Here is a 12,685-nt window from a genome sequence, read left to right on the forward strand (position 1 = left end):
CCAAAAGCCTGCCGCATGGTCCGCGCCCGAACCTGATTGGGAACCTGGAGACCCTGTTGAGCGAATATTTGCTGCCGCTGGCCGCCCTGCCCTTTCCCAACATCGACCCGGTCATCGTCCGGATCGGACCACTGGCGGTGCATTGGTACGGCGTCGGCTATATCGTCGGCATTCTGTTCGCCTGGTGGTATGCCAAACGCCTCGTCACCAACCCAAAGCTTTGGCCCGACGGCATCCTGCCGATGAAGCCCGTCGACCTCGACGACTTCATCGTCTGGGCAGCCATCGGTGTGGTGCTCGGCGGACGCACCGGCTACGTGCTGTTCTACGACCTGCCGCGCTACATTGCCAATCCGCTTGATATCGTCGCCGTCTGGCAGGGCGGAATGTCGTTTCATGGCGGCCTGCTCGGCGTCATTCTCGCCATGACGCTGTTTTCCCGGTCTCGCGGCATCCGCACATGGTCGCTGTTCGACGTGGTTGCCGCCGGCGTGCCGGTAGGGCTTGGCCTCGTTCGCCTGGCAAACTTCATCAATTCCGAACTATGGGGCCGGTCGACCGACGTGCCATGGGCATTCGAATTCCCCAATGGCGGCCCATTTGCACGTCATCCGAGCCAGATCTATGAGGCGCTGCTCGAAGGCCTGGTGCTGTTCCTGGTCCTGCGCTTCCTCACCCATTCCAGGCTCAAGCTGAAGACGCCGCGCTTCGTCGGGGGCGCCTTCATCGCCGGCTATGGCGCCTCGCGCATCTTCGTCGAATTCTTTCGCGAGCCCGACCAGCAGCTTGGTTACCTCCTTGGCACGAGCTGGCTGACCATGGGAATGGTGCTGTCACTGCCGATGGTGCTGGCCGGCATCTGGGCGATGGCTACAGCCAAGCCGGTGACAAAACCGCAGCCGGCATGACGCGGCTGAAGACCCGCATCGCCGAGCTGATCGGTGCGGTGGGACCGATCCCCATCAGCGAATACATGGCGCTCTGCCTGTTCGATCCGAAGGACGGCTATTATACGACACGCGAGCCGTTTGGCGCCGCCGGCGACTTCGTCACCGCGCCGGAGATCAGTCAGATGTTTGGCGAGCTGGTCACTGTCTGGCTCTACCAGGCATGGCTGGCGATCGGCCGGCCGACGCCGGTTGCCATCGCCGAAATCGGCCCCGGCCGCGGCACGCTGATGAGAGATATGCTGCGCACGCTTTCGCGGCTCGATCCGACGCTTACCGCCAGCGCATCGTTCGCCTTGATCGAGACCAGTCCGCGGTTGACCGAGGTCCAGAAACGGACGCTTGCCGGGACGTCGGCCACCATCGCCTGGCATGAGGCCGTCGAGACGCTGCCGCAGGGGCCGCTTCTGACTGTTGGTAACGAGCTGTTTGACGCGGTGCCCATCCGGCAGTTCGTCCGCGCTGGAGCCGGCTGGCGCGAACGGATGATCGGTCTCGACGATGCGAACCGGCTGCGCTTTTTCGTCGGCGCCGGCTCGCTCGACCCGATGCTGCTGCCGGAGGGTGCCGAGAATGCGCCGCAAGGTGCCATCGTCGAGGTGGCGCCAGCCCGCGCTGCCCTTATGGCGGCAATCGCCGGGCGACTTGCCGGATTTGGCGGCGCCGGCCTGTTTCTCGACTACGGTCACCTCCAGCCCGGGATCGGCGACACCTTGCAGGCCTTGCGCAAGCACGGTCATGAGGACGTGCTGGCCAATCCGGGGCAGGCCGATCTCACCGCCCATGTCGATTTCGCCGCCCTCGCGGCCACCGTTCGGGCGCACGGCCTTGATGCCCACCTCTCCACGCAAGGTGAATTCCTGCTCAAGATGGGGCTCCTCGAACGGGCTGGCCGGCTCGGCGCCAATGCCGATGAGGCAGCTCGCGAAAAAATCGCGGCCGACGTCGAGCGCCTCGCCGGCCCGCAGGCCATGGGCGAACTCTTCAAGGTGCTTGCCGTTCTCCCCGCAGGCATTGCCGTTCCGCCGTTTCCAAGCACGGATTGACTTTTCGCTGCCGCCTCTCTCACTCTCCCGTCTCCGACTAGCGCCCGACATCAACTTCGCCAGCCTTCAACCGACCAGCCTTCAACTGCGCCCTTCAACTCGCTTGACGAAATCGCCCATACGGACAACAAAGCCGCCATGCTGAATCAGACCAAACCGGATCCCGTTCGGTCGCCCTTGCTGGAAACGGCGCAAGGCATCCGCCACGGCTACTTCACGCGAGTCGGCGGCATTTCCAGCGGCATCTACCGGGGCCTCAACATCGGCACCGGCTCGAACGACGACCAGACGCTGGTGCGCGAGAATCGCCGCCGGGTCGCCGAATGGATGGGCGTGCCTGCAAACCATCTGCTGACCGCTCACCAGGTTCATTCGCCGGACGTCGTCATTGCCAGGGAGCCTTTTGCCGGCGAGCGGCCCAAGGCCGACGCCATTGTCACCGACCGGCCGGGCATTGCCGTCGGTGCCTCGACCGCCGACTGCGGACCGGTCCTCTTCGCCGACGCCGGGGCGCGCATTATCGGCGCCGCCCATGCCGGCTGGAAAGGCGCTTTCACCGGAGTGCTGGAAAACACCATCGCGGCAATGGAAAGCCTCGGCGCCCGGCGCGACCGCATCGTCGCAGTGCTCGGTCCTTCGATCGGCCCACGGAATTACGAAGTCGGACCGGAATTCGTCGCCCGTTTCGTCGACGCCGATGCCGGCAATGCTCGCTATTTCGCGCCCTCAGCAAATGCCGGACACGCGATGTTCGATCTCAACCGCTACACGGTCGACCGGCTGATCAAGGCTGGCGTCAACGCCGAAGGACTTGGCCGCTGCACCTATGCTGAGGAAGAGCTTTTCTACTCCTATCGGCGCAGCACCCATCGCAACGAGCCCGACTACGGGCGGCAGGTTTCGGCAATCGTTTTGGAGGCTGACTGATGGCGCTGCATTTCGAACGCTCGGAATTCGACGCGCGGCGCGATCGACTGATGATCGAGATCGCCGAAAAGAAGCTCGACGCCGTCCTGCTGTTTGCCCAGGAAAGCATGTATTGGCTAACCGGCTACGACACCTTCGGCTTCTGCTTTTTCCAGTGCCTGGTGGTCAAGGCCGACGGCTCGATGGTGCTGCTGACGCGTTCGGCCGACTTGCGCCAGGCGCGCCACACCTCGATCATCGACAACATCGTTTTGTGGACGGACCGTAACGGCGCCAATCCGGCGGTCGACCTGCGCAATCTGCTCAACGAACTCGACCTGCTCGGCGCCCGCATCGGCGTCGAATACGACACCCACGGCCTGACGGCCTATAATGGCCGGCGCCTCGACGAGCAGTTGCAGACCTTCGGGCAGATCGCGGATGCCTCCGGCATTGTCAGTCGGCTACGGCTGTTCAAGAGCCCGGCAGAAATCGCCAAGGCGGAAAAAGCCGCAAATCTGGCCGACGACGCGCTGGACGCAGCACTGCCGCTGATCAAGCAGGGCGGCGATGAGGCGCTGATCCTCGCCGCCATGCAAGGTGCGATCTTTGCCGGCGGCGGCGATTATCCGGCCAACGAGTTCATCATCGGCTCCGGCGTCGACGCCCTGCTTTGCCGCTACAAGGCCGGTCGCCGCAAGCTCACCAAGAACGACCAGCTGACGCTCGAATGGGCCGGTGTCTTCCACCACTACCATGCGGCAATGATGCGTACGGTGTTGACCGGCAAGGTATCGAAACGCCACCAGGAATTGTTCGATGCCGCCCGCGCCGCGCTACTTGCAGTCGAGAAGGCGATGACGCCCGGTAATACGTTCGGCGACGTGTTCGACGCCCATGCCCGCACCCTCGAAGCCCACAATTTGACCAAGCACCGGCTCAATGCCTGCGGCTATTCGCTCGGCGCCCGCTTCACCCCGTCCTGGATGGATATGCCGATGTTCTATCAGGGTAATCCCGAACCAATTGCGCCGAACATGACGCTGTTCGCCCATATGATCATCATGGACTCCGAAACCGAAACCGCGATGACGCTTGGCCGCACCTATCTGACGACCGAATCCCAGCCGAAGCCGCTGTCCCGCCATGATCTCGACTTGATCGTGCAGTGAATCCATAATGCAAAGAGTGTGAGGGGCGTTCGTCGCCAAGGAGTTTTCAGGCCAATGAGACGATCGCATGTGACGACCGTGTCATTGCTCGTGGCGCTGGCGCTGGCGGCCTGCACCAATGCGAAGGACGTTCTCGAACCGTCGGCCATTGCCCCGCAATCGACGCAATCGCTCTCCGGAGCCGGAAGTGCCGCAACGCCCCCCGCAACTCCGGCTCAGCCTGCCGGCACCGCGCAAACTGCAGATACAGCGCAGCCTTCGGCTGCAGCAGCCGTGCCGCCCGCCAAAAGCGCGGCTGCCATTGCGCGGACCCGGCTGCAGGTGGCGCCGATCGTCGGCGCCTCGGTAGAAGCCGCGACACCGCTGACCGCCGAGCTTCAGACACGCGCCAGGCAGCGCGGCATCACCTTGGCCGGCAGCACCGACCAGACCCCAACGCATGTGCTCAAGGGCTATTTCTCGACCATGACGGAAGGCAAGGACACCACCGTCATCTACGTCTGGGACATCTATGACCCGGCCGGCAACCGGCTGCATCGCATCAACGGCCAGCAGAAGGCGCCCTCTGTCGGCGGCGGCGAAGGCTGGGCGGCGGTCGCCCCGGCGACCATGCAGGCAATTGCCGACCAGACAATCGACCAGTTCGCCACCTGGCTTGGCGGCGGCGCCGGCTGACCTGGAGCATGATTTCCGAAAAGTGGAATCCGGTTTCGGAAGAGACCATGCTCAGACTGAAAGATAGAGCTATCCCCGATTCCGTCGGCATCGAAGTGGACCTATCGCCGCATCGTCAAGCCGTAAGCGTTTATTGAGATTAGCCGGCGGATTCCCATTCACGACGCTTGCAATACCGGCGCGGGCCGCTAAAAGCCCGACTAAGAGGCTGGAGTGCTATCGGAGTCTCTCAATCCTTCGCCAGGAACGGTGCATGAAGCTCTTCGCGGGCAATTCCAACAGGGTGCTGGCCGAATCAGTCGCCCGCTACCTCAACATTCCGCTGGGCAAGGCCAGCGTCAGGCGCTTCGCCGACCAGGAAATCTTCGTCGAGATCCAGGAGAATGTGCGCGGCGAGGACGTCTTCATCCTGCAGTCCACCTCGTTCCCGACCAACGATCATCTGATGGAACTGCTCATCATGATCGACGCCTTCATGCGCTCTTCGGCCAAGCGCATCACTGCGGTTATTCCTTATTTCGGCTATGCCAGGCAGGATCGCCGTGCCTCGGGCCGCACACCGATCTCGGCCAAACTGGTCGCCAACATGATCACGAGGGCGGGCGTTGACCGGGTGCTGACCCTGGATCTCCATGCCGGCCAGATTCAAGGCTTCTTCGACATCCCGACCGACAATCTGTTTTCCGTGCCGGTCATGGCCCGCGACGTAAAGGCGAAATACAAGCAGCTTGCCAATGTCATGGTGGTTTCGCCGGATGTCGGCGGCGTGGTCCGCGCCCGCGCCCTCGCCAAGCGCATCGATGCCCAGCTCGCCATCGTCGACAAGCGCCGCGAGCGCCCCGGCGAATCGGAAGTCATGAACGTCATCGGTGACGTGCGCGGCAAGGATTGCCTGTTGATCGACGACATCATCGATTCGGGCGGCACGCTGTGCAATGCAGCCGATGCGCTGCTTGCCGACGGCGCCACCAGTGTCACCGCCTACACTACCCATGGCGTTTTGTCCGGCGGCGCCATCGCCCGCATCGGCGCCTCGAAACTGCAGGAACTGGTCATCACCGATTCCATCCAGCCGACGCAGGCAGTGCTCGACGCCGCCAATATCCGCGTCATCTCTATCGCCGAATTGATGGGCGAGGCAATCTCACGCACGGCGACCGAGGAATCGGTGTCGAGCCTGTTCGATTAATGCATGTCCGCGCAAAACTGTGCAGCGGTTTTGCGATAACGACCTGCATAAAAACAAGAATCCAAAGCGCGTCGCATGAGGCCGGTCGAACGCTACGCGCTTCAGGGCTGCGACTCAGGCCGAGCCGGACCGTTTATTCGCCGCACCTTCGCCAGCATCACGGGCGCCCCGCATGTAACCGCGTGGCGAGGCTCCCAGCATGCGCTTGAACATGGTGATGAACGCCGGCACGCTGTCATAGCCGAGATCGAGCGCCACCCTTGTGATCGGCTCGCCGTCGGCCAGCCGTGGCAGCGCCGCGAACAGACAGGCCTGCTGACGCCAGGTCGACAGCGACAATCCCGTCTGGCGGTGGAACGCGCGGGTGAAAGAGCGGCGGCTCATGCCAACGATAGCGGCCCATTGGTCGATCGTCGCATGCGGTGACGGTGCCGAGACGAAGCGCCGGCACAGCGCTGCCAGTCTTGCGTCGGACGGGAACGGCAGTCCGAGCGGCCGTTCCGGCAGGTTCGGGATTTCGTGCAGCAGGAGCTTCATGATCAGCCCGCCCCGCCCCTCCAACTCGGCGCCCTGTGGCAGCTTTTCCGATTCCACGATCAGGCTGTGCATCAGATCGGTGATACCGACGACGCGCAACCCGTCCGGCAGGCCGGGAATGGCCTCCGGCATCACATAGACGGACCGCATGCTGACGTCGCCCAGCATCTCGACGGAATGTTCGGTGCCGGCGGGGATCCACATCGCGTGGTCGGGAGGCACCATCCAGCGCCCATGCCGCGTCGTTACCAGCACGACCCCGACCAGCGCGTGCAGCAACTGGCTGCGGCTGTGATGGTGCCGTGGCACATGGTAGCCGTCCGGATATTCGGTCGGCAGCGCCACTGCCGGCCCAACGGCCTGCTCCAGCCATTGCCAGCGACGCTCATGCAACAACCCGAGATCACCGTCGCCCGCTTTGAACATTTCCCTGCCATGCGGCATCAGCTATGGCCCACTTGCGAAACTATTGGACCAAACCACGAAAGAAGTCGCGTGACAAGCAACGTATAAGGCAGCCAGCCCCATAAGACCGCGTGCGGAAGTGCCCGCCAAAAAAGACCACGGAGCATGCCTTGACAGATACCACAGCAACCGCCGAGGGCGAGCCGGCAGCGGCCGGCCACATCTCAGCTCAGGCGACGGCCTTCACCGTCATCCTGGCGGTGAGCTTCTGCCATTGCATCAACGACATCATGCAGTCGCTGCTGTCGGCGATCTATCCGCTGCTGAAGGACAATTACGGTCTCGATTTCTGGCAGATCGGCCTCCTGACTTTCACTTTCCAGGTGACGGCATCCTTGCTGCAGCCGGTGATCGGCATGATCACCGACAAGCGGCCGATGCCTTATTCGCTGCCCTACGGCATGGCCTCCTCGTTGATCGGACTGGTCGTGCTGGCCTACGCCGGACACTATTTCCTGCTCCTCATCGGCGCCTCGCTGATCGGTATCGGCTCGGCGATCTTCCATCCGGAATCCTCGCGCATCGCCCGCTTCGCCTCCGGCGGCCGGTTCGGTCTTGCGCAGTCGCTGTTCCAGGTCGGCGGCAATTTCGGCCAGGCTATGGGGCCGCTGCTGGCAGCCTTCATCGTCGTGCCCTTCGGCCAGACCAGCATCGCCTGGTTCGCCGGCGGCTCGCTGATCGGCATCATCGTGCTGTGGCAGGTCGGCGGCTGGTACAGCCGCCTGCGTGCCGCACAGGGCACCCGCAAGGCGGCAGGTTTCGTCTCGCCCTTCCCGCGCCGCAAGGTGATGGGAGCGCTGCTGGTGCTGACGCTGCTTGTACTGACCAAGAACGCCTATATTTCCAGCCTTGCCAGCTACTACACCTTCTATTCCATTCATAAGTTCGGTGTTTCGGTGCAGATGTCGCAAGTCATGCTGTTCCTGTTCCTCGGCGCCTCGGCCCTGGGCATCCTGCTCGGCGGCCCGTTCGGCGACCGCTACGGGCAGAAGGCGATGATCTGGTTCTCGATCGTCGGCGTGCTGCCCTTCACGCTGGCCCTGCCCTACGCCAATTTCGAGTGGACGATGGTTCTCACCGTGCTGATCGGCCTGATCCTGTCCTCGGCCTTCTCGAACATCGTCGTCTTCGCCCAGGAACTGGTGCCCGGCCGCGTCGGCATGATCGCCGGCATCTTCTTCGGCTTCGCCTTCGGCATGGGCGGCATCGCCGCCGCCGTGCTTGGCGTCGTCGCCGACATGAAGGGCATCGATTTCGTCTTCCAGGTCTGCTCGTATTTGCCGCTGCTCGGGCTACTGACGGTGTTCTTACCGAACATGCGGAAAGCCAGGAAGGTGGAGCATTGACCACGAGCAGGTGACACGTCGGGTTGAACCTCGGCTTTTAACCCTCCGCGGCCATTCATCTTGAATGGCTCAAATCTCGCGAGAGGAGAGAGCCGCCGACCGGATGAGATTCGTCTGCGGTCGGGATCACTGAATCGGGAGGTCGGAGGCGATCCTTACCAAACGACGCTGGATATCGTCGGCCACCAGGGCTGCTTCCTCCGCAATTGCCAATATTGTGCCCGACCGCCGGGTGATTGCAAAAGGCAGCCCGGCAAAATACACACCCGGGACGCTCGCAAACCCGTTCTCGTGCAGTGGTTGGCCGTGTGGATCGAGCACATCGGGAACGCGCACCCATCCGAAATCCCCAGTGAAACCGGTGCACCAGATCACCGTTGTGATCCCCCGCGCCGCGAGATCAATTGATCGGATCGGTGGATTGGGCAGACGCGCTTCAATCGTCTCCGCCGGGTCCGGCTCAGCCTCGGGGGCATCGATTCGGTTGCGCGCGATATAATCGTCGATCTGGCTTCGAACTCTGGCGGAGCCCTCGTCCGCATGGCGAACATGCGCTTCCGCCTCGTCGCTGAACGAGAGGCAGCCGTCGTCGACGCCCGTGAGCCGACCCAGTACGACGACGCCTTGCGCACTGAGGGACTGCAGGCTGATCGTATGGAGCGCTCCTTGCAGCGGCCTTCCTGGGATTGGGCCCTGTTCAAGTATTTCCTTGCGCGTCACGTCTAGCAGTCCGCTAAGAACCAGCCAGACACTGATGTGACGACCTCGATACGTTCGGGGCAGCCGGCCGACTCGGCTCGTTGCGAGAAACACAGTTCGCCCCGCTTGGGCCAAGTCCTCGGCGATTTGGCCTCCCGACTGGGCACTACCGACCACCAACACCGCTCCACTGTCGAGACCGGATGCGTTGCGGTAGGCTGATGCGTCGATCTGCCGGACTTCGGGCGGCAACAAAGCGGAGAAGGACGGGCGCACCGGGCAGTTCTGGTTACTGCTGGCGATCACCACATTTCTCGCACACAGGGAACCGCGCGGAATGGTAAGCCGGTACAGGCCGTCGCTCGCAACAAGGTCGGTCACCGGCGTACCGGTTTCCACCGGGAGGGCATGACGGCGGGCATAGTCCTCCAACATCGCGACAAACTCGCCGCTTGTCATTGCGCCGTCGGGATCGGAGCCGACATAGCTATCCCCGGGCATGACCGTTTGGATGTTCGCGGTATTTATCCGAAATGAGTCCCAACGCTGGGTCCGCCAGGTCTCACCGATGCGATGTCGCTCCAGCACCCTGTGACGTAAGCCGCGCTGCATCAGCGCATGACTGACACCTAGCCCCGCCCAGCCGGCACCGATGACGACGGCATCAAGAATGTCCGTTGCGCTCGTCATTGCGTTCCCCTCTGACTGTCACCCCATTGTACTTCGTGAAATCAGTAAACGGTTCGCTTTCCAGTACGGCTTGCTCTCAGGCTTGACAAATCGAACATGACAACACTTGGCGTGGCGATGACTAAGATGTCGTGTCTCGTGTAAGTCGCGCCTGTGCGGAAGTTTGTCAACTGAACGTCCGCCAAGGGCGCAAAGCCGAAATTCAGTGAGATGCTGCTCATACCTGCCTTTGGCTTGCACCTCGCGCCGCCTTCCGCTATAGAGCCGCCACCCGCGTAGACACCCTTGGAGGCAACGCGGCGGAAGGCCGCCCCACCCGGCGGCTTTCGACGTTTACGGCCCAGCCACGCTGGCCGCGAACGCTCCAGAACAACGCGAAAGGAAATGCCATGAGCCACGATACTTACGAGCTCAAGGCCGAAGCGCGCGAACAGGTCGGTAAGGGGTCCGCCCGTGCAGTTCGCCGCAACGGTAAAGTGCCTGCAGTGATTTACGGCGACAAGCAGCCTCCCCTGGCAATTGCGCTGACCTATAAGGACATCTACTACAAGATCCATGGCGGCGGGTTTCTGACCACGGTCGCCACGATCGATGTCGACGGCAACAAGATCCAGGTTCTGCCCAAGGATTTTCAGCTCGACCCGGTCAAGGATTTTCCGGTCCACGTCGATTTCCTGCGCATCGGCAAGGACACCGAAGTCAATGTTGATGTGCCAGTGCACTTCATCAATGAGGACAAGTCGCCCGGCATCAAGCGCGGCGGCGTGCTCAACATCGTGCGCCACGAGGTCGAGTTCCATTGCCCGGCCAATGCGATCCCGGATTTCATCACCATCGATCTCACCGGCACCGATATCGGCGATTCGATCCACATTTCGGCCGTCACCTTGCCGGCCGGCGTCAAGCCGGTGATCTTCGACCGCGACTTCACCATCGCCACCATTGCCGGCTCCTCGGCGATGAAGCCGGAGGCGGTAGAAGAGACGACTGAAGCGGCGGCGCCCGAAGCGGCTCCTGCCGCCGAAGAGAAGTAACCCCTTCCCGCCCGGAGGCGACGATGCTTGTCTTTGCAGGCCTCGGCAATCCGGGCGCGAAATACGCCAGCAACCGGCACAATGTCGGCTTCATGGCGGCGGACGCGATCGCCCGCCGCCATTCCTTTTCGCCCTGGTCGAAGAAATTCCAGGGTCTGATCGCCGAAGGCACGCTTGCCGGCGAAAAGGTGATCCTGATCAAGCCGCAGACCTTCATGAACCTGTCCGGCCAGTCGGTCGGCGAAGCCTTGCGCTTCTATAAGCTCGGCCCTTCGGCGCTGACTGTCTTTTACGACGAGATCGACCTTGCTGCCGGCAAGGTGCGCGTCAAGGTCGGTGGCGGTTCCGGCGGCCACAACGGCATCCGCTCGCTCGACCAGCACGTCGGCAAGGATTTTCGCCGTGTGCGCATCGGCGTCGGCCACCCCGGCGTCAAGGAAATGGTGCATGGCCATGTGCTCGGCGATTTCGCCAAGGCCGACCGCGAATGGCTGGACGTGCTGCTCGACGCAATCGCCGACGGTGCCGGATTGCTTGCCGAGGGCGACGACAATTCCTTCATGAACCGCGTGACGCTGGCCTTGCGCGACAAGCTCACGCCGACGGGCGACGACGACCGCCGGCCGCCCAAGGCGCCAAAGGCACAAAGCCACGTCCGCCAGGCGCGGCCGCAGCAGCCGGCGGCCAAGCTGCCCGAAACCGGCCCGATGGCGGCCATGCTGAAGAAGCTTTTTGGCGGCAAGGACTGAGCCATGGCGCCGTCAGCGCCGCGGGCATAAGTGCTCAGGGCTTGACGATCATCGGCGCTTTCGCCCATAGCCCTGATCAAATTCGATTTCCCGATAGGACCAGACAAAAATGGGTTTCAAATGCGGCATCGTTGGCTTGCCCAATGTCGGCAAGTCGACGCTCTTCAATGCGTTGACCAGAACGGCGGCGGCACAGGCCGCCAATTATCCGTTCTGCACCATCGAACCGAACACCGGCGAGGTGGCGGTGCCCGACCCGCGCCTGCAGAAGATCGCCGCGATCGGCAAGTCGAAAGAGATCATCCCGACCCGCATCTCGTTCGTCGACATTGCCGGCCTGGTGCGTGGCGCCTCGAAAGGCGAAGGGCTTGGCAACCAATTCCTCGCCAACATCCGTGAGGTCGACGCCATCGTCCATGTGCTGCGCTGCTTCGAGGATGACGACATTACCCATGTGGAGGGCCGCATCGATCCTGTCGCCGATGCCGAGACCGTCGAGACCGAATTGATGCTTGCCGACCTCGACAGCCTCGAGCGCCGCATCGTGCAGATCCGCAAGCGTGCCGCCGGCAAGGACAAGGAAGCAGCGACCGTACTTCCGATGATGGAAGCGGCGCTTGAACTGCTGCAGGCCGGCAAGCCCGCCCGCATCCTGCTCAACGGCATCTCGGGTGAGGATCTGCGCATCCTGCAGGGGCTGAATCTCTTGACCTCACACCCGGTGCTTTACGTCTGCAACGTCGCCGAAGCCGACGCCGCCACCGGCAACGCGCATACCAGGGCGGTCGAGAAGATGGCCGCCGCGCAAGGTGCCCGCACCGTCGTGATTTCAGCGGCGATCGAGGCCGAAGTCGCCCAGCTCTCGGACGAAGAGGAAATGGAATTCCTGGCAACGCTCGGCCTGGACGAACCCGGCCTGAACAAGGTGATCCGCGCCGGCTACGAGCTTTTGCAGCTCATCACCTATTTCACCGTCGGCCCCAAGGAGACGCGCGCCTGGACCGTGCACAAGGGTGCCAAGGCGCCGCAAGCGGCAGGCGTCATCCACACCGATTTCGAGCGCGGCTTCATCCGCGCCCAGACCATCGCCTATGACGATTTCGTCAGGCTGGGCGGCGAAGTGGCGGCCAAGGAGGCCGGCAGGGCGCGCGACGAAGGCAAGGAGTATGTCGTCCAGGACGGCGACATCATGCTGTTCAAGTTCAACACCTGACCCGGCGAGACCCGCCC

General features: G+C 62.9%; 12 protein-coding genes. 10 read left to right on the plus strand and 2 right to left on the minus strand.

The features are described 5' to 3' along the window. The first annotated feature begins 56 nt into the window (after window positions 1-56). The 6 genes from lgt to NKH98_RS25545 all read left to right on the plus strand — a co-directional run bounded on the left by lgt (window position 57) and on the right by NKH98_RS25545 (window position 5,935). Window positions 57-908 carry a prolipoprotein diacylglyceryl transferase gene (lgt, locus tag NKH98_RS25520; protein ID WP_352806532.1) on the plus strand — a complete coding sequence of 284 codons (852 nt, stop codon included), beginning with the start codon at window positions 57-59 and terminating at the stop codon, window positions 906-908. Continuing rightward, window positions 905-1,993 carry a class I SAM-dependent methyltransferase gene (locus NKH98_RS25525; protein WP_352902740.1) on the plus strand — a complete coding sequence of 363 codons (1,089 nt, stop codon included), beginning with the start codon at window positions 905-907 and terminating at the stop codon, window positions 1,991-1,993. The genes lgt and NKH98_RS25525 overlap by 4 nt, the downstream gene beginning before the upstream one ends. A gap of 138 nt (window positions 1,994-2,131) precedes the next feature. Next, window positions 2,132-2,920, plus strand: coding sequence for a peptidoglycan editing factor PgeF (pgeF, locus tag NKH98_RS25530; RefSeq protein WP_352806528.1), 789 nt, complete (start codon window positions 2,132-2,134; stop codon window positions 2,918-2,920). After that, a complete protein-coding gene (locus tag NKH98_RS25535) occupies window positions 2,920-4,071 on the plus strand; it encodes a M24 family metallopeptidase (RefSeq protein ID WP_023678425.1) in 1,152 nt (383 codons plus the stop codon). The genes pgeF and NKH98_RS25535 overlap by 1 nt, the downstream gene beginning before the upstream one ends. Window positions 4,072-4,125: 54 nt before the next feature. Continuing rightward, complete coding sequence (locus NKH98_RS25540) at window positions 4,126-4,746, plus strand: hypothetical protein (protein ID WP_352806525.1); 621 nt, start codon at window positions 4,126-4,128, stop codon at window positions 4,744-4,746. A gap of 253 nt (window positions 4,747-4,999) precedes the next feature. Then, window positions 5,000-5,935 carry a ribose-phosphate pyrophosphokinase gene (locus NKH98_RS25545; protein ID WP_254819191.1) on the plus strand — a complete coding sequence of 312 codons (936 nt, stop codon included), beginning with the start codon at window positions 5,000-5,002 and terminating at the stop codon, window positions 5,933-5,935. 114 nt (window positions 5,936-6,049) lie between these two features. Here NKH98_RS25545 and NKH98_RS25550 read toward each other — a convergent pair whose 3' ends face one another. Beyond that, window positions 6,050-6,916 (minus strand): AraC family transcriptional regulator, encoded by an 867-nt coding sequence (locus NKH98_RS25550; RefSeq protein WP_352477962.1) that lies wholly within the window; start codon window positions 6,914-6,916, stop codon window positions 6,050-6,052. Between the two features lie 131 nt (window positions 6,917-7,047). Here NKH98_RS25550 and NKH98_RS25555 point away from each other — a divergent pair, with 131 nt between their 5' ends. After that, window positions 7,048-8,283: an MFS transporter gene (locus NKH98_RS25555; protein WP_254819189.1), complete on the plus strand. Its 1,236-nt coding sequence runs from the start codon at window positions 7,048-7,050 to the stop codon at window positions 8,281-8,283. Window positions 8,284-8,409: 126 nt separating this feature from the next. Here the strand turns inward: NKH98_RS25555 and NKH98_RS25560 are convergent, their stop codons facing one another. Continuing rightward, window positions 8,410-9,672 carry a flavin-containing monooxygenase gene (locus NKH98_RS25560; protein ID WP_352902742.1) on the minus strand — a complete coding sequence of 421 codons (1,263 nt, stop codon included), beginning with the start codon at window positions 9,670-9,672 and terminating at the stop codon, window positions 8,410-8,412. A gap of 389 nt (window positions 9,673-10,061) precedes the next feature. Between NKH98_RS25560 and NKH98_RS25565 the strand changes: the two genes are divergently transcribed. From NKH98_RS25565 to ychF, 3 genes are all read left to right on the plus strand, one after another. Then, window positions 10,062-10,706, plus strand: a complete 645-nt coding sequence (locus NKH98_RS25565) for a 50S ribosomal protein L25/general stress protein Ctc (protein WP_352646586.1) — start codon at window positions 10,062-10,064, stop codon at window positions 10,704-10,706. A 23-nt stretch (window positions 10,707-10,729) separates the two neighbouring features. Next, window positions 10,730-11,455 carry an aminoacyl-tRNA hydrolase gene (pth, locus tag NKH98_RS25570; RefSeq protein ID WP_352646587.1) on the plus strand — a complete coding sequence of 242 codons (726 nt, stop codon included), beginning with the start codon at window positions 10,730-10,732 and terminating at the stop codon, window positions 11,453-11,455. A 109-nt stretch (window positions 11,456-11,564) separates the two neighbouring features. Next, a complete protein-coding gene (gene ychF, locus NKH98_RS25575; RefSeq protein ID WP_352806516.1) occupies window positions 11,565-12,668 on the plus strand; it encodes a redox-regulated ATPase YchF in 1,104 nt (367 codons plus the stop codon). Window positions 12,669-12,685 lie beyond the last annotated feature (17 nt).

The sequence above is a fragment of the Mesorhizobium sp. M0833 genome, assembly GCF_040319905.1.
GTDB lineage: Bacteria > Pseudomonadota > Alphaproteobacteria > Rhizobiales > Rhizobiaceae > Mesorhizobium.

Bases quoted from the DNA above. Each gene is read 5' to 3' on its own strand.
- NKH98_RS25535 (WP_023678425.1), top strand. From the start codon at position 2,920: ATGGCGCTGCATTTCGAACGCTCGGAATTCGACGCGCGGCGCGATCGA.
- pth (WP_352646587.1), top strand. From the start codon at position 10,730: ATGCTTGTCTTTGCAGGCCTCGGCAATCCGGGCGCGAAATACGCCAGC.
- NKH98_RS25565 (WP_352646586.1), top strand. From the start codon at position 10,062: ATGAGCCACGATACTTACGAGCTCAAGGCCGAAGCGCGCGAACAGGTC.
- NKH98_RS25540 (WP_352806525.1), top strand. From the start codon at position 4,126: ATGAGACGATCGCATGTGACGACCGTGTCATTGCTCGTGGCGCTGGCG.
- NKH98_RS25560 (WP_352902742.1), bottom strand. From the start codon at position 9,672: ATGACGAGCGCAACGGACATTCTTGATGCCGTCGTCATCGGTGCCGGC.
- NKH98_RS25550 (WP_352477962.1), bottom strand. From the start codon at position 6,916: ATGCCGCATGGCAGGGAAATGTTCAAAGCGGGCGACGGTGATCTCGGG.
- NKH98_RS25545 (WP_254819191.1), top strand. From the start codon at position 5,000: ATGAAGCTCTTCGCGGGCAATTCCAACAGGGTGCTGGCCGAATCAGTC.
- NKH98_RS25525 (WP_352902740.1), top strand. From the start codon at position 905: ATGACGCGGCTGAAGACCCGCATCGCCGAGCTGATCGGTGCGGTGGGA.
- ychF (WP_352806516.1), top strand. From the start codon at position 11,565: ATGGGTTTCAAATGCGGCATCGTTGGCTTGCCCAATGTCGGCAAGTCG.
- pgeF (WP_352806528.1), top strand. From the start codon at position 2,132: ATGCTGAATCAGACCAAACCGGATCCCGTTCGGTCGCCCTTGCTGGAA.